The following is a 22,901-nucleotide window of genomic DNA, read 5'->3' as shown; positions in this document are numbered from 1 at the left end:
AAGCCAATCCGTCGAAAAGGTTAAAGAACAACCTTCCCGCCGGCTCGTCTTATGCCTGTCGCCCCTGTTCAAGGCGCTTTCGCTTTTCTTACTTGTTTGAACTGCTATATTTTACTATAATGTACCCGTAAAGGGAAACTTTAGCAGGGAATGTATCAATTAATTGGAGGTATGGCTAATGTCTAAAGACAGCTCATTTGATATTGTATCCAAAGTAGACTTTTCTGAAGTCACCAATGCAATCACTCAAACCATGAAAGAAATTGCGACCCGTTATGACTTTAAAGGCAGTAAAAGTGAAGTATCACTTGATAAAGAAGAACTTGTTCTTGTTTCAGATGATGAATATAAAATGGACCAATTAAAGGATGTCTTATTTAGTAAATTAATTAAGCGTGGCGTGCCAGTTAAAAACTTAGATTATGGTAAAATCGAAAAAGCATCAGGCGGTACTGTCCGACAACGGGCGAAACTAGTCCAGGGAATCGATAAGGACAACGCTAAGAAAATTAATACCATTATTAAAAATAGTGGTGTTAAAGTAAAGAGCCAGGTGCAAGACGATCAAGTGCGTATAAGCGGCAAAAGCCGAGACGATTTGCAAAAAATTATTTCTTTAGTCCGTGAAGCTGACCTTAGTATTGATGTTCAATTTATAAATTATCGATAATAAAATCTCAGAAGTGTGGGGTTTTACTACTCGTAGTCGCGGGTAATATTAAAGGCGTAAGGAAAATCTTCCTTTGCCTTTTTTATTTTGTTCATGAATTGGGCCCTTTTTTCTCACACTAACAGTGACTAAATACATTGGGAGGTTACGAGAATGAGTAATAATCAAAATCAACAAAAACAAACCTTTCCACCACAGCATCAGAATCACCAGCCTGGGGTAGAGAGTGAGATGAATCCTCGCCCGGTTTCGGTCGATCCTAATTATAAACCAGGTGGGAAATTAGCAGGTAAAACTGCGATTATTACGGGAGGTGACAGCGGCATTGGAAAATCTGTTGCGATTTATTTTGCAAAAGAAGGGGCTGATGTCGCGATTGTTTATCTAGAAGAACATCAAGATGCAGAGGAAACTAAGCAGCTTATTGAAGCGGAAGGCCGCCGTTGTCTCCTTTTCTCTGGTGATATTGGGTCCGAAGATACCTGTAAGGATATTTTAGACAAAACGATTAACGAGTTTCAAAAACTTGATATTCTCGTCAACAATGCAGCCGAGCAGCACCCACAAAAAAGCTTATTAGATATTACCTCAACACAGTTGGAAAAAACTTTTCGAACTAATATCTTTTCCTTCTTTTATATGACAAAAATGGCTCTGCCTCATTTAAAAAAAGGAGCATCCATCATTAATACGGCTTCCATCACAGCTTATCATGGAAACGAACAATTATTAGACTATTCCGCTACTAAAGGGGCGATTGTCTCCTTTACACGCTCATTGGCGATGTCCTTGGCAAAACAGGGAATCCGTGTGAACGGTGTCGCTCCGGGTCCGATTTGGACGCCACTGATCCCTTCCACTTTTCCTGAGGATCAGGTTGCAGCCTTTGGAGGAAATACACCGCTGGGCAGAGCGGGACAACCGCATGAACTCGCCCCAAGTTACGTATACCTAGCCTCAGATGACGCCTCCTATGTTAGTGGACAGATGATCCACGTAAACGGGGGTACTATCGTAAATGGTTAAAAAAATCGGCGGAATATCTTCCGCCGATTACAATTATTCTACTCTCATTTTTTTCCCACGTTTAATTATGAATAATAAGAAGATTAACGTTAAGATGACCACACCGACTAAAGCAGCAATAAAGGTAATGTTAATCCCGCTTTTATCAGCGAGGACATAGATTTCCGAATTGTCGCGGTCTATGATAAGGATGTAATCATTCTTGTGACTGCGGACTAAATCCCCGCCAAGTAAACCACGAAGTTCCTTATCAGCAGCTAATTGCTCGTCTGTTAAAACAACCTTTTGTGATTTTGTGGAATTATTGATCGCAATAATCGCTGTTTCTCCTTTATAGACACGCTTATATACAACCATACCGCCTTTGTCATAAAGCATTTCCATGTTCCCTCTTGTTAAGGATGGAAGCTTATTTCTTAATTCAGCCAGCTTGGTTGTAAAGTCAATCAGGTCCTTCTCGGTTCGGAAGTTCATTTGCCTGCGGTTATCAGGAGTTTTTCCGCCTATCAAGGCAATGTCCGTTCCATAGTAATAAATAGGAATTCCCGGGGTTGTGTAAAGGTATGTCAACGCTGTTTTCCACCGTGAACCTGGATATTGCCGTTTATCCACAATGTCAGACGTAAATCTTATCGTATACTCATTATCCAAAAAATTCACCATTAATTCTGGTTTACCATCTTGACCTGAAACAGAGTTCAAATCAGAAAACGATTGATTTGTGGTGGCAAACGCCTCTCTTAATTTCTTGCTTTTGGTATAATCAAATACGCTGTCAATTCCAGCGTTTTGATACTTCGCCGCATCGATTGCAGCATCTTCTGTTGGAACACCCATTAACAAAAAGTCCTTCTTCTCTTTCTTTACTGCTTTTGAAAAATCAGTCCAGAAACTTAATGGAATCTGATTGAGCTCAGGCAGGCTATACCCATCAATATTCGTTTTGTTAATCCACCATTTTGCGGCATCAATCAGATATTTATTCACTTCAGGATTGTCCTGATTTAGGTCAGGCAAGCCATCTACCCAGCTTTTAGTCCCATTGTCCATATTCTGTTTTGGATGATACCAGTTCTTTTTGGAAGGATCACTTACCCATGGGTGATCGGCAGCGGTATTATTGGCGACAAAATCGATAATCACCTTCATTTTCCGTTTATGAGCTTCTTTCACAAGCTTCTGAAAGGTCTTGATTGTTCCAAAATGCTCATCGGTTCTATAAAAATCCTTTACCCAATAACCATGATAGCCATTTTTGGTATTATCAAAGATGGGAGTTAACCGTATCGCTGTAAATCCCATCTCATGTATGTAATCTAATTTGTCAATGATCCCCTGAAAATCACCGCCATTATACGCTAAGGGATCTTTTGCATTTACATCCAAATCATTTTTTATATCCCCATCATTAAAGCGGTCTATCATAAGCGAGTAAATGGATTCATCCTGCCATAAGCGGTTTTCTTTTTTTATCTCTGCATGGGCAGGAAAAGATGAGCACAGCAAAAAGGTTAATAATAAGAGCGTTATTTTTTTCACGGCTTTTTCCTCCTTAAAAAAGGAAGAGGTAAGGATTCCTCTTCCAATAAACATTTTAATCTAATACCGCTTTTATTCCAAATTTTAATAATTATTTTTAGATTAAGCGTACTTTAAAGATTAAAACCTAATTCACTATATTAATATCATAGTCCTTAAACCATGTATGGAACTGCACAAGATAGGCTAATAATTGCGGCCCTGTCATAAGCTGACCGAACCATGGCTCTTTGAATGAATTCCCGCCGGTCTCTACAATACTTTGGAGCTGGTCCTTTTGGAAAAATTCATGTAATATTGAAGATTTATCCTGTAATATCGTCTCCATCCATTTTTGTATAGCAGCTGTATATTCCGGATTATGGGTTTTTGGATACGGGCTTTTCTTCCGATAAAGAACCTCCTCTGGCAGGATTCCTTCAAATGCTTTACGAAGAAGTCCTTTTTCTCTGCCGCGATACATTTTCATGTCCCAAGGGATATTCCACAAATATTCTACAAGACGATGATCAGCAAATGGAACCCTTACCTCAAGGCTGGCCCCCATACTCATTCTGTCTTTTCGATCGAGTAATGTGGTCATAAACCAAGTCATATTGATATAAAATAATTCTCTTCGCTTGGCTTCTTCAAAGCTTTCGCCTTCCAATTTTGGTGTTTCTGCTATGGCCTGTTGATACTGTTTCATACAAAATTCACTTAATTTTAGTTGATCACGCCAATACGGCTTCAGCAGATTTTGCCGCTCATTTACCGAACGCATCCAAGGAAATCCTGGCCGCTCTAAATCCTGTTTACGATGAAACCATGGATATCCACCGAAAATTTCATCTGCACATTCGCCAGACAAACTAACAACAAAGTCCTTTTTAATTTCTTTACAAAACCAAAGCAAGGAGGAATCAACATCGGCCATTCCAGGAAAATCTCTAACGGCAGTGGCCTCTACTAGGTCATGAACTAATTGTGCTTGTGAGATGGTCTTGTTATGGTGCTGGGTAGCGAACTTTTCTGTCATCATTTGAATGAATTTTCCATCTGCATCCGGCTGGAATTCATTCGAGGTGAAATACTGGTCGTTTCCTTCATAGTCAATCGAATAAGTATGAAGCTGTCCCTTTCCTTGTTCTTCAAATCCTTTTGCAGCAATTGCTGTAATGATACTGGAATCGAGACCGCCAGATAAAAAGGTACATAGTGGTACATCGGAAACTAGCTGTCTTGTGACAGCATCCGTCACTAAATAGCGGACCTTCTCTGCTGTTTCTTCCACATCTTCTTTATGTTCCTCACTTTTTACATTCCAATAACGCCAAATCTTTAAGCCGTTTCGTGAAAAAGTTAAAGCATGGGCAGGCCGTAGTTCTTTCATTCCCTTGAAAATACCTGATCCCGGTGTTCTTGATGGACCTACTCCAAGGACCTCCGCCAGTCCCTCATGAGTGATTTCGGTTTTGATATCCGGGTGAGCTAAAATCGCCTTAATTTCTGAGGCAAATATGATCCCTTTTTGGCGTTCTGTGAAAAATAACGGTTTGACCCCTAGACGATCACGTCCGATAAAGAGTTGTTCCCTTTTTGGGTCCCAAATGGCGAAGGCATAGATACCATTTAAATGATTTACGCACTCTTCCGCCCATTCTATATAGGCTGTTAACAGAACTTCTGTATCAGAATGGCCTTTAAACGAATATCCTTTAGTAAGAAGGATTTTGCGAATATCTTCAGTGTTGTATAATTCCCCATTGTAGCAAATGGTGTAATCATAACCCTCTTTGTGTTTGGTCATTGGCTGTCTTCCACCTTCAGGATCAACCACAATTAGCCTTTTATGTCCAAAACCGGCGTGTGTATCATGCCATATATTTGTTTCATCCGGACCTCTTTTTGCTAATGTATTCACCATTTTTACAAGGGTTTCTGTTTCGTTTTTTATCGCTTTATTAAAATCAACCCATCCTGAGATTCCGCACATTCGCATCTCACTCCCTTACAAATAGATATGAATAACTGAACAGGTATTACATGCTCTATACTATTCAGCCCAGATTAAATGGTTAATTGTCCTAATTAGAATGGTATAAATTGCCGCCTGGAACGCGGATTCTTCTGGATAAAATTTTTATACTTACGTTTTAGAAATAACCATTGTTTAAAAAGACAGGAAGATGTCAAAAAAGAAAAAGGAAAGCAACTGTGTACGGAGGTTAGTGATGAGTCGACAACAACGATTAAAACTATATGATTTTCAACAGCGAGCTTACAATGTAGGTACAGTCGAACAAATTAATGATCAATGGATTTTTTTCGATGAGGAAACAGAAGAAGCAACGATGTTAGATGATTTCGTTCATCAAGAAATTGAGGTCTTCCGGTTGAACCGATGGAAGAAAGGGATATTGGGTGAACCCGGAAAAATTCACTGTGGGAAGGAAGCGATTATGCTTCGTGATCACGATACCATTAGAATGAGAAAACACTTGATTTACTCTCTTGAGCGCCTTTTGGATGGGGTGAATGATGACGCATTTTTCCAATTTGTTACGACACTAAATTCCTTGAATTTTTCGATTTATGATTGCATCTATTGTTATAACCATTTGTCTTTTTTATCGGACGAAAATCGAAAAGATGGGGTGAATTTTATGGTCTTTGACAATCAGGAGCAAATTTGTAATGTTCAGCATCATTTTTGCTACTTTGAAAAAGTCAATGATCGGTTTGAATTCACATTAAACACCGGAAAACGGCTAGTGATTGAAAAAATGATATCCTAACTAAGAAAAGCGCAAGGCGCTTAGACTTCGGCGACAAGCACAAGACGAGCCGGCCGAAAGGTTGTTCTTTAACCTTGTGGACGGATTGATCTAAATGTGGAGGCGACTGTTCTGGGACTCTGGGCTAAGACACACCCTGTAAGAAGGCGTTTTTTTGCCTTCTTCAGGGGGTGGCTTAGACCTTGCGTCCCAAGGAGCCGCAACTGGATAAGCTTGTGACCTCGAGCCGATGGCGCCTGGAGCTGGACAGTTCTCGAAGTAGAAATTTATATCTTCTAATCTTTGTACAAAAGGCTGAGAATACTCCCAGCCTTTTGTTATTAACTCCCTATGTACTTTGCATACAGCTGTTTTGCTTTTACAATATCATTTGTACCATGAATTAGAACCCGGGCATCTCTAAAGATTACAATGGATACTTCTTCTTCACCCGAAGAAAAGCGAAGTAAAAATTCGTTAACCGTTACTTTTCCACTTTTCCGAAGATTCTCTGCTGTCTTCTTTAACTCCAACTCTCTAGAATGTCTCGGACTAATTTGCACTGTGTCACGGCCGCAAAGTGTGGTGTAAGCAACCTGATGTCCTGAGGAGCGATCCAAAAAATCAAATTGGCCTTGTGCGCAAGCAGGGCAATTAGGATTTTTTCCTTGTGATATATCCATTTGCATGGATGAATGATCCCAAATATCAATTTGTTCTAAATTAGGAGTCGTTTCTGCACCTAACAGTAGTTTAATGGTTTCTATAGCCTGATAGGATCCGATGATATCGGTTAATGGTGACAATACCCCGACAGTATCACAGGTTTCTCCATTGCTGCTTGGAACGTTTGGGAAGAGACAACGATAACAGGGAGTTACCCCTGGTTTTATAACAGCAAACATCCCCCGTGAACTTACTGCCGCTCCATGTACCCACGGAATTCTATACTTTACTGCCACATCATTAATTAAAAAACGGGTCATAAAATTATCAGTTCCATCAACAATTACGTCCATACCTGATAATAGATCCTCGGCATTGTCTAGAGTTAAATCAGCAATAACGGCATCCACCGTAACAGTAGAATTGATACCTAACAGCCTTTTTTGAGCAGCAACGGCCTTTGGAAGCTGCATGCGTGCATCTTCCTCCGTATAAAGAATTTGCCGTTGCAAATTAGACCATTCCACTAGATCTCGATCGATTAGCTTTAAGTACCCAACCCCAGATCGGACAAGATGATTGGCGATAACAGTACCTAGTGCACCTGCCCCGATAATGGCAACGCGGCCCTTCAGCATCTTCTTCTGTCCCTCTTCTCCAACCGCTTTAAAAAGGATTTGTCTAGAATACCGTGATAAATCATTCATTGTGCTCCCTCTTTTCTATCCCAATTCAAGTCCAGCTGTAATAGATTCATATACTTTTATCTTATCAAATAATTATAATCTATAACTAAAATTTTTAATTTTATTACAATTTGAAAGAGTGTATAATTTAAATTGGATTATTAGCAAATTTTGGAGAAGTCTTTTAACTTTTTTAGTAAGAAGGTTAGGAGATTTATATAAAAAGAATAATAGAAAGAAGGGAAGATATGAGTATTGGCGGTTTCAAAAACAAAGAGGTTCTAGTGGATTTAACAAGTGGAACAGTAGATTACAGACCCATCAATGAAGATGATGCCAGAAAATACATAGGCGGCCGTGGTCTCGGTGTCAAATATGTATTAGATAACGGCCCAGAAGTCGAGCCATTATCCGCTGAAAACATCTTATGTTTTATGACAGGACCTGTTACCGGAACACGTTCATCCATGAGCGGGCGTCTTTGTGTCGTAACCAAATCTCCACTTACAGAAACGGTTACAGATTCTCACATTGGCGGTTGGACTGCTGCACGTTTAAAATGGGCCGGCATTGATAATCTTATTTTTAAAGGGAAAAGTGACAGGCCGGTTTACCTTTATATTGAAGACGGTAAAGCAGAACTCCGCGATGCTTCCAATCTTTGGGGAACAAGTACGAGGGCATTTATTCAGGCTATGAAAGACCAATACGGTGAACAAGACCTAAGTGTGATGACGATTGGTCAAGCTGGGGAAAACACTGTTCGCTTTTCTTCCTTTATAAATGAACATGACCGTGCAGCAGGCCGTGGCGGTACTGCAGCAGTGGCTGGTTATAAAAAATTAAAAGCGATTGTTATTAAGGCAGCTCAAAAGGGAAATATGCCGGCTCCTACGTTAGAGGCTGAATATAAAGAAGCCAATAAGAAAGCGGTTAAAGCGATCTTAGATGGTGGCTTAACAGCACCAAACAAAGGTGGCTTATCCGTCTATGGAACAAATGTGCTTACAAACTTAATCAACGAAGTGGGAGCGCTTCCAACTAAAAACTCACAGCTAACTCACTGGGATGAAGCAGAAAAACATAGTGGTGAATATGTTAATACACATCTTCGGGTTGCTAATAACACCTGCCATGCCTGTCCGGTTGGCTGCAAAATCGAAGTAGAAGTAAAAGATGGCAAGTACAAAACTCGGGTTGAGAGTGTTGAATTCGAATCTGCCTGGTCTCTTGGCTCTAACTGCCTTCTAAGTGATGCCGAAGCAATTTCTTATTTAATTGACCGCTGCAATGAATATGGCCTCGATACCATCGAGCTTGGTCATTGCTTCTCCGTTACAATGGAAGCATTTGAAAAAGGAATCATTACGGAAGAATTAATCTGGGGCGATGCCGACTCCATGATTGAATTGACAAGAAAAATCGCTCTTCGTGAAGGCTTCGGTGGTATTCTTGCTGAAGGCCCTGCCCGTGCAACAGCTGCCTGGGGTGCACCAGAGCTTTCTATGTCGGTTAAAGGTCAGTCTATTCCTGCCTACGATCCACGTGGAATCCAAGGTATCGGACTTGGTTATGCCACTAGTAACCGTGGTGCATGTCACTTACGCGGCTATACCGTAGCAAGTGAAATTGCTGGTATACCTGAACCCACTGACCGTTTAAAACCAGAAGGTAAAGGGGAACTATTAAAAATATTCCAAGATATGCTTGCATTCTCAGACTCTATGAATATTTGTAAGTTCTCTTCATTCTCGGAAAACGCTGAGCACTATGCTGAGCAATACAGTACAATGACCGGTATTCCAATGACTGCTGATGATGTGATGAAGGCCGGGGAAAGAATATATAATCTTGAACGTTACTATAATAACCTTGCTGGTTTCAATACACGCGAAGATGATTTCCTTCCAAAACGCTTTACTGAAGAACCAGCATCAGGCAACAGTGCAGGTCATGTAAGCCGGATGGATATTATGCTTGAAGAATATTATCAAGTCCGCGGCTGGAAAGATGGTCTAGTACCTGAGCAAAAGCTTCGTGAATTAGGCATTATCGATTCAGAAAGTCAGCTGGTGTAGTATGAAAAAAGCATCTGCGAATGTAAATTTCGCAGATGCTTTTTTATCCGCCTATCCTCGTTGTTTTATAACGATAATTCTTAATCACCCGCACTAGCTTATCCTCATCTTCTGCCATAAAACGGACCTTTACAGCATTAATTTTAAAGATGGCCGTAAATGAAATTTCCTCTTCTGATAAGATTTGGCCGCTCCACCCTTCGGCCTCATAAATATAAGGAAAAATATCAGTTACCTGTTTTGCCCCAAGTTCTTGAAAATACATGCCGAGATGGTCTTTGTTTATACCGCGAAACTCTAAATCTTTTTCTACCATCTCAACCACCTGCAACTGGCGGGAAGAGGGCAAATTGGTCTTCATCCTTTACGATAGTTTCAAGGTCATCAAGATGAATGATGTTCCTTCCATTTACATATACGTGAACAAACGGAAGCAGCGTTTTATCAGACGTGAAAATTTCAGCCTGTAAATCTGGAAACATGTCTACCATTTTATCTAAAACATCGATTACGCGATTACCGTCAGGTTTTACCTCTACCGTTACCCCTCCGCAAATTTGCCGGAGATTTGCAAACACTTTTACTAGCATATGTAAATTCCCCCCTATCATAAATATTAAAACCAAACTAACAAGTTGTCACTAGTGAATCGTTTATCACCCCACTTTAAATCAAAAAAGCTGCCGGAACTCCGACAGCTTTTTTAATTATGGATGTAAAAATGACATTGGCAATTTTACAAATCCTAAATAGAGTACTAGTAACCATGCAACAACAAACTGAATCCAAAAAGTAGAAGTTCTTCGCTTGTTAATGACACGGCCAAGAATCATTTCAAATAAACCAATAATCCATAAACCCACAACCGCTTTTAAAATATACCACACATCAATTTTGTACACTGAGAATAGTAGACCTACACCTGTCGCAATAATCAGCAGGTATAGTACTCTTAAAATCATTTGAACAATTTTAGCTCCCTTTGCTTTACCGCTTTTAGTTAATGAAATAGCCACAAAGAATAATATTAGAGCTAAAACCCACGCTGTAATATGTGCATGAATCACGAAAAATTCCTCCCTATGTATGTGCTGCTCCACACTATCATACCATAGGAGAAGTTAAATTACGAAAATAAGTAAGGCATTTATCGTAACAGACTACTTAGAAATTACTTCCTACAGATGGTTGATCTTATACGCAAAAGTTACCAACCTCATATATAAATCCCTCCGTAAAGAATTAACCAGTCACTTATATAATAGAATAAACAGAACTGTTTAATAAATATAATTTGGGCAAATGATTCACATTACAAATGCCCAGTCATAAGATAATAAAGAAATTTTAAACGCTAACTCTAGATGCTATCTTTTAGGAGAAAATTTGAAAATAAAAAAGGGTGTTGTTTATGCCAGCGATTGTTGGAGTTGCACAGGTTATCACACTGGGGAGCAGTTCTGTTTTTCACATTGGGGATGTATATAAAATTATGCCATTTGCTACTGCTAAAACATATGCTGGTGCTGGTTCCTTTAACACCGGTGAACAATTAAACGTTCATAACCAATTAAGTTCAACAAATACAAGTGACCCAGATGTCATTGATCAAAACAATTTCCTGAATATGTAGTGATTGGAGGATTTAATAATGAATTTTTATATCCAGCAATCCATTCATATAAATTTCATTAAAATTGGAGGTATAACCAACTCCAGTGTTTTACAAATCGGCAGTGCTGGCATCATAAAACCTCAAGCCAATTTGTTTAATACAGGAGGGTTTACAAAACCTGCACCGTCAGGAATAAAGCCCGGAGGATTACCATTCTACCCATCTGGATCACAAATGTTATTAGCCCCTTCAGTACCTCTACAAGCAGCTGTTCGAACCTCTTAAAAAGGGGAAATAAAAAAAGTTATTCCTGTTGAACTTATTTAAATTATGCAAATCGAGTGTTGATTGTGCATATAGTTAAAAATAGGGGATTAAGCTTGTGAGGTGATTTATATGTATCAGGATTTGAACCAATATCTTCAATGGATGCAAATGTATATTCAAGCCCAAGAAAAAAGGATTGCTGCGTTAGAACAAGCCATCCAAAATTTACAAAAGGATTTCAAACAGGTTAAAGAAAAGCCCACGATTCATGTAGATAGAATTGAATATAGCTTTGATCAATTGAAAGTAGAGACCCTAGAAGGCACATTAAATATTGGTTTAAATCCAAATGATTTGTCTAACATCGAAGACTTTGCCGTCCAAAACCAGTCATTAAAATCACCAATATCTCCAAAAGAGCAAATGCAGAGATCGATAAAGATAGAAGAAGCCATTTATCATTATTTAGAAGCTGACTTACCACAAATAATTTTTGATGCTCAAAATAGGTTAGCTCTTCAACCAAACGATTCTTATCTAGCTTTTATAAAGGAAGATATTATTCGCCAGCTGCCTAACAGAATTGATCATCATCTAAAAGTTAACACAGGAAAAGTTCGGTCCGATGAGAATGATCCTTCAATTGATGAAATTGTCATTACCGCAATCAAACAGGAAATCCAAAATGGCGTTTGGACCTTTTTAAATAACCTGCCTGAAAATATGAAAGGAATGAAGCCAGAATGAATTTTGAAGTTTACAACCATATCCTTCATGTAGAAAACATAAAAGTTATCGGGGTTGCGAGCTCCTCCTTATTATTAGTCGGCGATGCGGAGACCATTCAGTTGGCCTCTGTTTTTGACACCCCTCCAGAGTCTCTGATTATCGGACCTTTTGTTCCATTAGAACAGGACGTGACTCCAGGCTATGCTAACCCGAATCTCTAGTGTCGACACTTTTAAGAACATAATTCTTTCATTCTCATCAGTTATTCAACTTGGTGATTCCTGCATCCTTAATGGATTCTCCCGAGCTCTTGCCGTTCAAAGGGAAGCTGAAATATTTTTCGGAAACGAGGGCAACTTTCCTTCGTATGCCATTTTTAGAATGCCGCTCCAACTCCCTCCTATCAATGAATCTATCTCTTTTATAACACATAATCGAACACCCATTATTAAAGCAAATAATATTAATATTACAGCCGTATCAAATTCATCTATTGTCCATATTGGAAACACAAAACATGCTTCAATGGAGGTAAGAATTAAACATATCCGCCAGCTTCTTCCACTCGGACATGAACAAGATATGGGATAATGCATATGTTAATGTATGGCCCAAAACTGTAAGTTAAATAGTAAAGGATGTTTTTCATGCCAGCAATCCTTGGTCCAGTACAAATTGTTAATGTAGGCGGAGGAATTGTACAATTTGGTGATACTGTTTATATCTCCCCGAAAAGCAGTTCTAAAACGAATGCTGGCTCGGGTGCATTTAATACCGGAGGAATAATTGTGACGAATAACGGCTTAAGCGGCACCAATGTACTTGACACGAATCTGATTGACCAGCCTATAGCGGGTAATAACTAAAAATGACATAAACCACAATGGTCTATGTCATTTTTTTTATTTTTCTACCTTCAATATGTGGGCACCATCAAAGAAAAATAGATACCTTTCAACTACATTTCTTTTCCAAATTTGTTCGATCGCTTTCGTATATAAGTTTATTTGCAATTTGTAGCGATCTTCAAGGATTACTTTAGCCTGCTGGAAACCACCTTTATATCTGTCCGTTATCCCATCTGATTTATAGTCAATTAACACCAGACCATCTTCATCCTCTAAGATACAGTCTATAATCCCTTGAACAAAAACAGATTCATCCCCCTCATTCCAATCGGGATAAACCTTGCTTGCAGGTAAGGAAACCGTAAAGGGGACCTCCCTGTGAACAGTTTTGGCCTTATAAAACCTTTGTCCAAGCGGTGAAGTGAAAAATTGGGCAATTAATTTAGCATCAATCACTTCACTTTGTTCAGGGGTTAATAGTTCATTGGTAACCATCCAATTTAATTGGTCAACAATTGTTTTTTGATTCACTTCTTTTGTCAAATCCACATGCTGCATGACCATATGCATGACTGTCCCACGTTCAGCGGGACTTAATTGTTTCTCCTGCATAAACTTAGGCCGTTTCATGATGGATTTTTGAAAACGCCCAACCAATTCTGTACTGCTATATTCATCCGTTAATTCCCGAACACGTTTTATTTCCGAAACTGATTGCTTTGACCGATGACTTGCAGCACCAGGAAAAGGATATTCCCACGTAAGCCGTGCATGTATTTCATCCGTTAGATTTGAATTAGATGGCACCTGCTCTAAATTTTCAACCTTTTTAAGAAAGTGATCCTCTTCATTTTCGATGGAAATAGCCTGTTTTTTTATTTCATCAGCATGTTGTAACGTTATTTTCCATGAAGATGGATGGTTTGAGATTTCCTCCGACATCCGCCAATTAGCCTCTCCTCCATTCCATAGTTCGCTAGCATCTTGATGTCGGATGAGTGCAGGTCCAATCCAATCTATATAACTCATGGCAGAAGCTCGCTCATAGTCTTTCAAAAGCCATTTGTTATGCAAGGAAACGTCTTTCCACTTGTCAATTTGTTTGCCAGCATCTTTTAATGTTGCGGTCACATACAGCTTTTCCTTTGCCCTTGTCATCGCAACATATAGAACTCGCATCTCTTCAGCGAGCATTTCCATCCTTTTTTTCTGCTTAAAGGCGATTTGCGGCAGTGATGGATATGATATCCTTTTTTCAGCATTCACATATTTCGCTGCAAATCCATGTTCTTTATCGAGCATATATGGTTTGCGAATATCAGTCATATTAAAGTTTCGTGCCATTCCCGCCATAAATACAACAGGAAATTCCAATCCTTTACTGCTATGGATGGTCATAATTCTGACAACATCCTCTTGCTCGCCAAGCGCTCTGGCTGCCCCGAGATCGTCTCCTCTTTCCATCATGCGCTCAATAAAACGTAAGAATCGAAACAGTCCTCGAAACGATGTCTGTTCATATTGTCGAGCTCTGTCATATAAAGCGCGTAAATTCGCCTGCCGCTGCTTCCCGCCAGGCAGCCCGCCAGTAAAGTCATAAAATTGAGTATCACGATATAACTGCCAGATCAACTCTGAGAGCGAACCTTGTCTTGCCAACGAGCGCCATTCTGTTAACAAGTCAAAAAAGGCTCGAACCTTTTCATAAAAAGGTTCATTTACTTCTGTAGTTTTACTTAAACAAAAGGCAGTAACAGCCTCCCAAAACGAACCACGTTTCCTGCCAATCCGTATTTTCGATAGTTCCTCCTCGTTTAACCCAACAATAGGTGAACGCAGTACAGAGGCAAGTGGGATATCCTGATACGGATTATCAATAACTCTAAGAAGTGACATCATAATGGATACTTCGGTCGCTTCAAAATAACCAGTTGATAAATTTGCATAAATAGGAATTCCTTGCTGTTTGAACTCCTCCATAAATTGCGGTGCCCAAGTCATCGAGCGGAGAAGAATCACAACATCCCGGTACATTAACGGTCTTTCTGTTTTGGCTTTAGCGTTAAAAACAGGAACGCCATCGCTTATTAATTTCTTGATTTTAGCAGCGATTACCCTTGCCTCTAGCTGAGATTGTTCAAGATCGGCTGTGTCGAATTCTACTGCTTCATTTTCGTTTTCTATTTCTAGTTCTTCAGACTTGTGACTCTCAGCATTTTGGTCAATGAGCATTAACTCCACCGGAAATTCTGTATTTTCAGGATATGGCGCACCATTCCGCAGTTCCGCGGCCTCATCGTATTGGATTTCTCCTACCTTGACCCCCATAATCTGTTTAAAGAGATAATTAGTGGCATCAAGGACCTCTTTCCTGCTTCGGAAATTTTGAGCCAGGTCAATTCGGAGACCAGATGCGGACCCATCCGCTGTGAAACGATTATATTTGGAAAGGAAAAGCTGTGGTTCAGCTAAGCGAAAACGGTAAATGGACTGTTTAACGTCACCGACCATAAAGAGATTACCGTTTTCTTCTTCATCCTGTGCCACCAGCTTCAAAATGGTCTCCTGTACCAAATTCGTATCCTGGTACTCGTCGCAATAGACTTCTTTAAAATGAAGTCTGTACGCAAGGGCTGCTTCGGATGGAAGAAATTCACCCTTATCCGAAATTCCCTCTGTTAAAATAGCGAGGCAATAATGCTCGAGGTCGTTATAGTCGACCAGTGCTTTTTCCTGCTTTGCCTTCTCAAATCGCTTTGAAAACTCTTTTACAAGATAAACTAATGTTGCAATTAAAGGACGCATTTCCACCATATCCCGTAAAAAGCTTTCAGGCCGGCGAGAAAAGAGTTCATCCTTTATACCTTGAATTTTTTTCTTAGCTTTGTCCCGCAGTTTTTGTGCCTTTTCTATTAATTCCTTATCATAGTGATCGCCTTTTACCTGTTTAGCTCTTGTAAAAGACCATGTTTGCATTGCCTGGTAAAGTGTATTCCAGGAATCCTGCTCGGCTTTGATAAGAGTGTCAATAACCTCTAAATCATCTAAAAAGTTTTCCGCACGAGGTGCCGGTCCATTTGGCTGCTTTGTGATTTCAAGAGCTTGCTTAATCATTTCTTTAGCAGCTTCTAATTGCAGCTTAATATCAAAAAGGAGTGCATCGATAAAAGGAAGCTCCTCAATAGACGCTATTTCCTCCACCTGATACATAGCGACTATTTTTTCCAAATATCGGTCAGGAAGAGGATTTGACTGAGCAAAGTCGTAAATGGAACGAACAATATCCATTAATGCAGCATCACTGCGGTCACTTGTAAACGAATCTACTAAATTAAAAAATGCTTCATTCTCTTTTTTTCCATATTCCTCTTCAAATAATTCTTCCATCACTTCATCTCTAATTAATTGGGCCTCTGTTGGATCGGAGATACGGAAGCCGGGGTCAATATCAATTAAATAATAATATTTACGGATGACTTCCATACAAAAAGAGTGCAGCGTCGAAATGGAAGCCTTGTTTAAAAGATTAAGCTGTTTTCGTAAATTTCTTGATTCTGGATTTTGGTCGATTGCTTTTTCTAGTGCCTCCCCGATTCGATGCCTCATCTCTGCAGCGGAAGCACTCGTAAACGTAACGACTAATAATTGATCGACATCGATTGGTACTTCTTTCGAAAGAATCTTTTGGATGATTCTTTCGACAAGGACTGCCGTTTTCCCCGAACCGGCAGCTGCAGCGACAAGGATATCCTTATCTCTCGCTGCTATGGCCTTCCACTGGTCATTCGTCCAGGTAACCCCTTCTGGTTTTGGAGGAATCACAATACTATTCATTTCCAGAAACCTCCCCTTTGATCAATTCCAATACCTCATCCTTTGAATGTTGTGTTAGAATCCGAAAATGATTACTATCAATAGATTCATCAAACTGACAAACAGATTTATAGGAACAGAAAGTACAAGGTGTTTTGTCTTTCAATTTAAATGGTGATATATCAATTTGACCATTTATAATGGCGTTCCCAGTTTTTTGATAGATGGTACGGACATGGTTTCTTAGCTGATTAAATTCTTCTAAGCTGGCAACCTTTGATTTTTTGGATAAATTTCCATCTTTCTTGATTCCGGCTGCTATAATTTGTGAGTCCCCAGACTCCAAAGATTGGTCCATCAGCTGGATTACCCTTTGATCGCTAAGCATTAACCCATTCATTTTAAACTTTTTCATAATTTCATTTTCAATTTCATCTATGGTCAGCATTTTCTTTGTATTAATAAAGGGATTATGAACATGAAAATAAAGGACACCTGCAGGGCTCGCTTTCATTTCCACCAATTCAGTAGAGTGTGTCATGACGATATCTAGGTAGGTAAGCATTTGTAAGGCTAAACCATAGTATACTTCTGTTAAATTAACATCTTTTTCACTTGATTTATAATCAATTACCCTTAAAAAGACACTATCATCCTCAGCTTTTGCTTGATCAACCCTATCAATCCGCCCTGCTAACTCCATTCTTTTGCCATTTTTCAAAGAGAAGCTTAGTGGAGGCAGTTCCCCATTCGGTCCAAAAGCTAATTCCAATCCAATCGGCGAAAAACCACTTACCTTTGCATGCTCGCTCAAAACGATCGAGGCACGGGTAATGATTTGTTCTAACTTGCGCTGAATATAATGATGTCTTTCGGAACTTAGTAGAATTTCATTTTGCAGCTTTGGAGCAAGGGTTTTGACAGCATCTTTTGCTAGATGTTCACATTGCCCGCGTGTTAACTCTGCCCATGATATATTCTGTTCATTTACTGTCTCAGCAATTTGTTTTAAAGCAGCGTGGAATAATTCCCCAATATCTGGTGCTTCTAACCGGAAGATTTGCCGTTCACGAAGCTTTAGTCCATGCTGGGCAAAATGAGAAAAAGCACACCCATTGTATAATTCCATTCTTGAAACACTAGCCTGAATGATATCACCATATAATGCATCTGCTACCTCAGTGGACAATTGGACTGTCCCGTTTGTATAAAAAAGACTTGAGAACACTTTAGCTGCCCTATTTTTCCACGAGCTATGGAGGTAGTAGTTATACACATCCCACCACAAATCAGCAATGGGATAGTTTCTCTTTTTCAATTGCAATTGTGCGTTTAGGTAAGAAAGGGTGGTCGTAAAATTAGATACAAACCCTAGCTGCCCCTCCTCGTCAAGTTCTGAAGGGTCTGCAACATAATAAGCCTCCTGAATCTCCGGGAACAGTTCCTTAAGACGCTTAATGTATGACGAAGGAATTAGAGCTTTACCTTCATCATTGGCAAGAGGATAGCTTACATAAAGAAACTCTGAGGGTGCCGTAAAAGCTTTATAGGCAAGGAAGTTTTCATCTAACAGACGAGTACGGCTGCTTGGTGCCAGATTCATTCCTTCTGCCAACAATAGTTCCCGGTCCTCATCAGCAAGAATGCCCTCGTCTGAGATTTTGGCTGGTAATACACCTTCATTTACGCCAACAACAAAAACAATCTTACTATCATTTAGCCGCGATTTTTCCAGGTCGCCAATTAAGACTTGGTCAAGTGCAGGGGGAATAAGTGAAAAATGTAAGGAATCAAAGCCTGCTTCTAAAATAGCAGCAAAGGCCTTTAAGCTAACTTGGTCATCTCCTAATATTTCTACATATTGATCGAGAAGATCTACCACGGCATTCCATACTTGCTCGTGTTCTCGCATTCTTACAAGGTTTCCACTTTCCTCTGCTGTCATTTTCCAATGCTCTAGTTTATCGGCTATATCCAATTCTTCCAAATATAAATAAATCGCCTCGCACAGCTTTCGTCCGGTATCGGCTTTTTTCAAGCGTCTGGACAAACGTAATATTGGAGCTGTAATGAGAAGTTTTAATTCATTTAATTCATTCTCCATCTCTTTTTCGGCATCTGTCTGGCCGCTTCCCGTTAATTCCAGACCTCTTATTCTCCGATAAACCCAACGATCCTTTTTCGTCCATTTGCCGCCATTAATTCCATAGGCCAAACAATAATTTTCAAGCCTGTCCATCTTTTCGCGCATTTTAGCAGGATTCTCCTGGAGAGGATAGAGCAATTCTGTTTTAATCGCTCTAAATACGGTTTCATAGCGCCAAAAAGAGTTCATGATTTCTAGCGTTGAGCGAATTAATTCAATTAAGGGATGATTAAGCATAGTCCTTTTCTGATCAATAAAATATGGTATCTGATTATCGTCAAAAACCGGTTCAACGATTTCATGATAGTCTGAGCCATTTCTAATTAACAGGGCAATATCTCGATAACGGTACCCTTTTGTTTGAACCACATGACGGATTTCCCGGGCGATTCCTTCAATCTCTGCTCTCCGATTAACGGCCTGGCTAATTTGAATCTCTGTTCCCCCATGAAAGGGCAGTGGTGGGCGAGTATCAAAATGTGCCTCCAAATGGCGTAAGGAGGGAGATGGCCACTTTTTTTGGTCGTTCAGTATGATAGGTTCTTCTATTTCAAAACCACATGTTTTAGCAATATCATAAAGGCTGTAACAGGCATCTGCCGAAGTGCGGAATAAATCGAGTTCATCTGGCGCTGAATCAACAGACAAGCGGTCTGTTGTCATCGTAATCGAAACTTGCTTACACTGACCCATTAATTCTGCGATAATTTGATATTCCTGAGGCGTAAAGCTGTAAAACCCATCAATATAAATTTCCGCCTCTTTTAAGTAAGACGAGACTGATATTTTCTCTGCCAAAAGGCGGAAATAATCTTCCGAATCAATATATTTCCCAAAGATTTCATCCTCAAATTTCGAATAAACCTTCTCTAAATCTGTTAATTTATCATGTAATGCTTTCGATACGGAGCCATCTGTTCCAAGCTGTGCTGCTTTTTGGATTAGATCCTCTGGGCTAATACAATACCGCTTAAATTCAGTAATCATTTGCTCAAGCTGCTGAACAAATCCATTTTTATCAGCAGCCCGCTGGAAGATGTTTAAATTTTCTTTTTGTTCATCAATTATTTTACGTATCAACATGTTCATACCAACACTGCTTAAATGATAACGCGTGATCCCGCCTGTCTCTTGCAGAATCCGCCATGCGAGACGGGAAAAGCTGAACACCTGAGCACGAATCATCCCGCCAACGAGCGAATCTGTCGCCAAACGATATTCTGTTAAAAATGTCATTTGTTCCGGTACGATATAAATAATCGGTTTTCCTTCCGGATTTTCTAAAAGACGTTCGCGGATTTCATTAAGGAAAAATGCAGTTTTTCCACTGCCGGACCGGCCTGTAATGACTCTTAATGACATAAGAAAACCTCCTTTTCCAAAAACTCTGTATCTCCCATTCTATCACAAAAGAGTACAAATGTTTGTATTTCAGGTTGACGGATTTTAACCAATAATGGTAAATCTACCTAGAAAAGCGGAAGCGCCTTGACCAGGAAAAAAGTAGTTCATTTTTTCCTAGGGGCGCAAGGCTACAGGCGAGCCAGCGAGATGGCTGCTTTTAGCCCTCTAGGCGCTGGAGCTGGACAGTCTCAAAGAAAAAACACGATTCATTAAATCGTGTCGTCAGTATTCCTTATTAAAAATGAACGTTTATTTCATTTAACGGCCAATAGCGCAAATCGACTTTACCGACGACCTTACTGGCATTGATAAAGCCAAATTGACGGCTGTCCCAGCTTCCTAATCGATTATCACCGAGAACGAATAATTTCCCCTCGGGTACAATATCTTCACCGGTAATTTCCTTTAAACTAAAATCTCCCGTTAACTTCAAACCAGGGGATTTCCTTTTATAATTATCTAAGAAGGGTTCTTCATACTTGTGGCCATTAATATATAACGTATCATTCCGATACTCAATTTTATCACCAGGCAGACCGATTATCCGCTTAACAAAGTCCTCTTTGGCATTAGCATGAAAAACAATCACATCAAATCGGTTTAACTCGCCAACCTGATACCCTAGCTTATTAACCACGAGTTTGTTTCCGTCCTGGAGAGTCGGCATCATAGATTCTCCTTCTACTATATAATTAGAAAAGAAAAAAGTTCGAATAAAAGCAAAAATAATAATTCCAATCGCAAAAGCCTTAACCCATTCTAACCCTTCTTTTTTCCATTCAATCTTCATTGAAACTCCTCCGTTTCTCCTTTTCTTTCTTTCTATCTATTTCTCCATTATGGTCAATTTCCAAACGCTTATTCATTCTCATTTCAATTCTTTTCCCTACTAACCAAAGAATAAAAATAACAAGCAAAACAATGACCGTCCGAAGAGGTTTAGTTATCAATGAATGAAGATCATAACCGATAAAGCTAATTGTAAAAATCATCACCATTTTCCCAATACACACTGCAAGCATGTACTGAGCAAAGCTAATTCTTGAAAGACCAGCAACAATGTTCACAACTGCTGATGGGGTAAATGGAAAACATAATAGTAAAAAAAGCGGGCCAAACCCATGACTCTCTACCCAATCCATAAGTTTGCGGACTTTTGGATGCTTGGGCAAAAACGATAATAACCGTTTTTGCCCATACTTTCTAATTAGAAAAAAAACAAGCATTGCACCTAAACATGCCCCAAGCCAAGAATACAAAAATCCGAACCATAGACCAAAGGCATTAGCATTTGCCATTACAAACACAACTAAAGGGAGAAACGGTAAAAATGCTTCCACAATAATCAACAAGATGCCTGGTATCGGTCCAAGAGCCCGATACTCTTGTATGAGGCTCATTATATGTTCAAGTGTAAACCAAGCTTTAAGTGATTCGAAGTCCATCCCGCTTTCTCCTTTATCTTACTGTGTTATAAATTGATGGAGCGCCTCTTTATTTTTCTCCACGTCAATATCAAGTACTGCTCCTTCTCCACTTATCCGCTGATCTGTATAGCTATTATCAATGGGGATTCGAAGGGTCTCAATATTTTGGTCACCTGAAAGGAATTCTTTTCCCATAAATAACCCATCAGTGGTCGGCATATTGGTATTTATATACGGTGTAACGACCCCAATTAGTTTTGGTAGTTTCGCAATAGTTTTCACACCACTTAATTGTTCTTTAATGGCCTTAATAGCTATTTGCTGTCTTTCTACACGGCCAAAGTCACCAACAGCATCATGACGAAAACGAACGAAGCTTAACATCTGTTTGCCATTTAGTCTTTGAAGACCCGGCTCTAATGGAGGGTCAACATTCTTTGACATTTCTTTTTCAACTTTAATCTCTACACCATTGGGAAAAACTTCATTAATAAGCTGGACAAATCCCTGAAAATTAACAATAGCGTAGTATTGTAAATCAATATCAAAATTTTCCTTAATCGTTTGTCGCATTAACTCTGGGCCTCCGCGTGCGAAAGCAGAGTTAATTTTATGTTTGGCATGACCTGGAATGGCCACATAGCTGTCTCGCATAATGGATGTTAGCTTAAAGGTCCCTTTATCTTGGTTATAATGTAAAATCATAATGGTATCAGCGCGCGATTTTTCGTTTCCCCTTGCATCACTTCCAAGCAGCAGGACATTTGTATCACCATACTGATCTTTCTGCCCTTTAAAATTATAAACCACATTAGCTTCTTTTTGATCTGTATTAATGTCTTTCAATGATTGATTAACGCCTTGTTTATATTGATAATAAGCATATCCTGTTACTCCACCAATTAACAGCAGGAACACAAGTAAAATGGACGGCCATCTTTTTCTTCTCTTTTTCTGATGTCGATCAGCTCTCATTTGTTTATCACCCATTCGTCCACGTTATTTCCCTTCAACTTTTATATGACGATGTTTTTCTTTTTTAGTTTCATCATGTTAATTCATTTTCCCCTATTAAATATCCTTCTATTACTAAAAACTTTCTCATATCTTTCCCTATTTTTGCAACAAAGAAAGCTCGTCCTATGACAAGCTTTCATAAATTAATCTCCTATTGCATTTTTTGGTCTGTTTTTGTTAAAATTAACAAAGAACACTTGTTCGTTCTTTTGCA

The 22,901-nt window shown here is 39.4% G+C and carries 21 protein-coding genes; 10 read left to right on the top strand and 11 right to left on the bottom strand.

Annotated features, from left to right (window positions below; all coding sequences use genetic code 11):
- Positions 1 to 178 precede the first annotated feature (178 nt).
- Both AAHB15_RS00795 and AAHB15_RS00790 read left to right on the top strand, forming a co-directional pair.
- Entirely contained in the window at positions 179 to 670 is a 492-nt protein-coding gene (locus tag AAHB15_RS00795) for a YajQ family cyclic di-GMP-binding protein (protein ID WP_335573062.1), read from the top strand.
- Between the two features lie 153 nt (positions 671 to 823).
- Entirely contained in the window at positions 824 to 1,696 is an 873-nt protein-coding gene (locus AAHB15_RS00790; RefSeq protein WP_342041577.1) for an SDR family oxidoreductase, read from the top strand.
- A gap of 33 nt (positions 1,697 to 1,729) precedes the next feature.
- Here the strand turns inward: AAHB15_RS00790 and AAHB15_RS00785 are convergent, their stop codons facing one another.
- On the bottom strand, positions 1,730 to 3,235 hold the full coding sequence (locus AAHB15_RS00785) for an alpha-amylase family glycosyl hydrolase (RefSeq protein WP_342041576.1): 1,506 nt from the start codon (positions 3,233 to 3,235) through the stop codon (positions 1,730 to 1,732).
- Between the two features lie 127 nt (positions 3,236 to 3,362).
- Positions 3,363 to 5,210 (bottom strand): asparagine synthase (glutamine-hydrolyzing), encoded by a 1,848-nt coding sequence (asnB, locus tag AAHB15_RS00780; RefSeq protein WP_342041575.1) that lies wholly within the window; start codon positions 5,208 to 5,210, stop codon positions 3,363 to 3,365.
- 238 nt (positions 5,211 to 5,448) lie between these two features.
- Here asnB and AAHB15_RS00775 point away from each other — a divergent pair, with 238 nt between their 5' ends.
- A complete protein-coding gene (locus AAHB15_RS00775; protein ID WP_335573059.1) occupies positions 5,449 to 6,012 on the top strand; it encodes a DUF2777 domain-containing protein in 564 nt (187 codons plus the stop codon).
- Positions 6,013 to 6,332: 320 nt separating this feature from the next.
- Here AAHB15_RS00775 and AAHB15_RS00770 read toward each other — a convergent pair whose 3' ends face one another.
- Positions 6,333 to 7,364, bottom strand: a complete 1,032-nt coding sequence (locus AAHB15_RS00770; RefSeq protein WP_342041574.1) for a ThiF family adenylyltransferase — start codon at positions 7,362 to 7,364, stop codon at positions 6,333 to 6,335.
- 227 nt (positions 7,365 to 7,591) lie between these two features.
- Between AAHB15_RS00770 and AAHB15_RS00765 the strand changes: the two genes are divergently transcribed.
- Positions 7,592 to 9,421, top strand: coding sequence for an aldehyde ferredoxin oxidoreductase family protein (locus AAHB15_RS00765; RefSeq protein WP_342041573.1), 1,830 nt, complete (start codon positions 7,592 to 7,594; stop codon positions 9,419 to 9,421).
- A 43-nt stretch (positions 9,422 to 9,464) separates the two neighbouring features.
- On the opposite strand, the gene AAHB15_RS00760 is transcribed toward AAHB15_RS00765, so the two are convergent.
- The 3 genes from AAHB15_RS00760 to AAHB15_RS00750 all read right to left on the bottom strand — a co-directional run bounded on the left by AAHB15_RS00760 (position 9,465) and on the right by AAHB15_RS00750 (position 10,488).
- Positions 9,465 to 9,737, bottom strand: a complete 273-nt coding sequence (locus AAHB15_RS00760; protein ID WP_335573056.1) for a hypothetical protein — start codon at positions 9,735 to 9,737, stop codon at positions 9,465 to 9,467.
- A gap of 1 nt (position 9,738) precedes the next feature.
- Positions 9,739 to 10,011, bottom strand: coding sequence for a ubiquitin-like small modifier protein 1 (locus tag AAHB15_RS00755; protein WP_098529796.1), 273 nt, complete (start codon positions 10,009 to 10,011; stop codon positions 9,739 to 9,741).
- A gap of 117 nt (positions 10,012 to 10,128) precedes the next feature.
- Complete coding sequence (locus AAHB15_RS00750) at positions 10,129 to 10,488, bottom strand: YisL family protein (protein ID WP_335573055.1); 360 nt, start codon at positions 10,486 to 10,488, stop codon at positions 10,129 to 10,131.
- 344 nt (positions 10,489 to 10,832) lie between these two features.
- Here AAHB15_RS00750 and AAHB15_RS00745 point away from each other — a divergent pair, with 344 nt between their 5' ends.
- The 6 genes from AAHB15_RS00745 (at position 10,833) to AAHB15_RS00720 (ending at position 12,898) form a co-directional block, all read left to right on the top strand.
- The gene (locus AAHB15_RS00745; protein WP_335573054.1) at positions 10,833 to 11,054 is read left to right on the top strand and encodes a spore germination protein; all 222 of its coding nucleotides are present in this window, start codon (positions 10,833 to 10,835) and stop codon (positions 11,052 to 11,054) included.
- Positions 11,055 to 11,072: 18 nt separating this feature from the next.
- Positions 11,073 to 11,321 (top strand): spore germination protein GerPB, encoded by a 249-nt coding sequence (locus AAHB15_RS00740; RefSeq protein ID WP_144567439.1) that lies wholly within the window; start codon positions 11,073 to 11,075, stop codon positions 11,319 to 11,321.
- A 111-nt stretch (positions 11,322 to 11,432) separates the two neighbouring features.
- Positions 11,433 to 12,050, top strand: coding sequence for a spore germination protein GerPC (gene gerPC, locus AAHB15_RS00735; protein WP_342041572.1), 618 nt, complete (start codon positions 11,433 to 11,435; stop codon positions 12,048 to 12,050).
- The gene (locus AAHB15_RS00730; RefSeq protein ID WP_144567437.1) at positions 12,047 to 12,253 is read left to right on the top strand and encodes a spore gernimation protein GerPD; all 207 of its coding nucleotides are present in this window, start codon (positions 12,047 to 12,049) and stop codon (positions 12,251 to 12,253) included. The genes gerPC and AAHB15_RS00730 overlap by 4 nt, the downstream gene beginning before the upstream one ends.
- Complete coding sequence (locus AAHB15_RS00725) at positions 12,234 to 12,623, top strand: spore germination protein GerPE (RefSeq protein WP_335573053.1); 390 nt, start codon at positions 12,234 to 12,236, stop codon at positions 12,621 to 12,623. The genes AAHB15_RS00730 and AAHB15_RS00725 overlap by 20 nt, the downstream gene beginning before the upstream one ends.
- 56 nt (positions 12,624 to 12,679) lie before the next feature.
- Positions 12,680 to 12,898 (top strand): spore germination protein, encoded by a 219-nt coding sequence (locus tag AAHB15_RS00720; protein ID WP_101649170.1) that lies wholly within the window; start codon positions 12,680 to 12,682, stop codon positions 12,896 to 12,898.
- A 36-nt stretch (positions 12,899 to 12,934) separates the two neighbouring features.
- Here the strand turns inward: AAHB15_RS00720 and addA are convergent, their stop codons facing one another.
- The 5 genes from addA to AAHB15_RS00695 all read right to left on the bottom strand — a co-directional run bounded on the left by addA (position 12,935) and on the right by AAHB15_RS00695 (position 22,645).
- A complete protein-coding gene (addA, locus tag AAHB15_RS00715) occupies positions 12,935 to 16,714 on the bottom strand; it encodes a helicase-exonuclease AddAB subunit AddA (RefSeq protein WP_342041571.1) in 3,780 nt (1,259 codons plus the stop codon).
- The gene (gene addB, locus AAHB15_RS00710; RefSeq protein ID WP_342041570.1) at positions 16,707 to 20,201 is read right to left on the bottom strand and encodes a helicase-exonuclease AddAB subunit AddB; all 3,495 of its coding nucleotides are present in this window, start codon (positions 20,199 to 20,201) and stop codon (positions 16,707 to 16,709) included. The genes addA and addB overlap by 8 nt, the downstream gene beginning before the upstream one ends.
- Positions 20,202 to 20,478: 277 nt before the next feature.
- The gene (gene lepB, locus AAHB15_RS00705) at positions 20,479 to 21,033 is read right to left on the bottom strand and encodes a signal peptidase I (protein WP_098529785.1); all 555 of its coding nucleotides are present in this window, start codon (positions 21,031 to 21,033) and stop codon (positions 20,479 to 20,481) included.
- Complete coding sequence (locus AAHB15_RS00700) at positions 21,023 to 21,688, bottom strand: TVP38/TMEM64 family protein (RefSeq protein WP_335573050.1); 666 nt, start codon at positions 21,686 to 21,688, stop codon at positions 21,023 to 21,025. Before AAHB15_RS00700 ends, lepB begins: the two co-directional genes overlap by 11 nt.
- A gap of 18 nt (positions 21,689 to 21,706) precedes the next feature.
- Entirely contained in the window at positions 21,707 to 22,645 is a 939-nt protein-coding gene (locus tag AAHB15_RS00695) for an LCP family protein (protein ID WP_342041569.1), read from the bottom strand.
- Positions 22,646 to 22,901: the final 256 nt, after the last annotated feature.

Origin of the sequence: Bacillus sp. OTU2372, from assembly GCF_038440275.1 — a bacterium.
In the GTDB taxonomy this organism is placed as follows: Bacteria; Bacillota; Bacilli; order Bacillales; family Cytobacillaceae; genus Neobacillus; species Neobacillus bataviensis_B.
Note: the sequence above shows the minus strand (reverse complement) of the source record. Positions and strands in the feature narration are given on the sequence as shown.

Excerpts from the sequence above, each read along its gene's own strand:
- AAHB15_RS00795 (WP_335573062.1), top strand. The coding sequence starts at position 179 with ATGTCTAAAGACAGCTCATTTGATATTGTATCCAAAGTAGACTTTTCT.
- AAHB15_RS00790 (WP_342041577.1), top strand. The coding sequence starts at position 824 with ATGAGTAATAATCAAAATCAACAAAAACAAACCTTTCCACCACAGCAT.
- asnB (WP_342041575.1), bottom strand. The coding sequence starts at position 5,210 with ATGTGCGGAATCTCAGGATGGGTTGATTTTAATAAAGCGATAAAAAAC.
- AAHB15_RS00775 (WP_335573059.1), top strand. The coding sequence starts at position 5,449 with ATGAGTCGACAACAACGATTAAAACTATATGATTTTCAACAGCGAGCT.
- AAHB15_RS00770 (WP_342041574.1), bottom strand. The coding sequence starts at position 7,364 with ATGAATGATTTATCACGGTATTCTAGACAAATCCTTTTTAAAGCGGTT.
- AAHB15_RS00765 (WP_342041573.1), top strand. The coding sequence starts at position 7,592 with ATGAGTATTGGCGGTTTCAAAAACAAAGAGGTTCTAGTGGATTTAACA.
- AAHB15_RS00760 (WP_335573056.1), bottom strand. The coding sequence starts at position 9,737 with ATGGTAGAAAAAGATTTAGAGTTTCGCGGTATAAACAAAGACCATCTC.
- AAHB15_RS00755 (WP_098529796.1), bottom strand. The coding sequence starts at position 10,011 with ATGCTAGTAAAAGTGTTTGCAAATCTCCGGCAAATTTGCGGAGGGGTA.
- AAHB15_RS00745 (WP_335573054.1), top strand. The coding sequence starts at position 10,833 with ATGCCAGCGATTGTTGGAGTTGCACAGGTTATCACACTGGGGAGCAGT.
- AAHB15_RS00740 (WP_144567439.1), top strand. The coding sequence starts at position 11,073 with ATGAATTTTTATATCCAGCAATCCATTCATATAAATTTCATTAAAATT.
- gerPC (WP_342041572.1), top strand. The coding sequence starts at position 11,433 with ATGTATCAGGATTTGAACCAATATCTTCAATGGATGCAAATGTATATT.
- AAHB15_RS00730 (WP_144567437.1), top strand. The coding sequence starts at position 12,047 with ATGAATTTTGAAGTTTACAACCATATCCTTCATGTAGAAAACATAAAA.
- AAHB15_RS00725 (WP_335573053.1), top strand. The coding sequence starts at position 12,234 with ATGCTAACCCGAATCTCTAGTGTCGACACTTTTAAGAACATAATTCTT.
- AAHB15_RS00720 (WP_101649170.1), top strand. The coding sequence starts at position 12,680 with ATGCCAGCAATCCTTGGTCCAGTACAAATTGTTAATGTAGGCGGAGGA.
- addA (WP_342041571.1), bottom strand. The coding sequence starts at position 16,714 with ATGAATAGTATTGTGATTCCTCCAAAACCAGAAGGGGTTACCTGGACG.
- addB (WP_342041570.1), bottom strand. The coding sequence starts at position 20,201 with ATGTCATTAAGAGTCATTACAGGCCGGTCCGGCAGTGGAAAAACTGCA.
- lepB (WP_098529785.1), bottom strand. The coding sequence starts at position 21,033 with ATGAAGATTGAATGGAAAAAAGAAGGGTTAGAATGGGTTAAGGCTTTT.
- AAHB15_RS00700 (WP_335573050.1), bottom strand. The coding sequence starts at position 21,688 with ATGGACTTCGAATCACTTAAAGCTTGGTTTACACTTGAACATATAATG.
- AAHB15_RS00695 (WP_342041569.1), bottom strand. The coding sequence starts at position 22,645 with ATGAGAGCTGATCGACATCAGAAAAAGAGAAGAAAAAGATGGCCGTCC.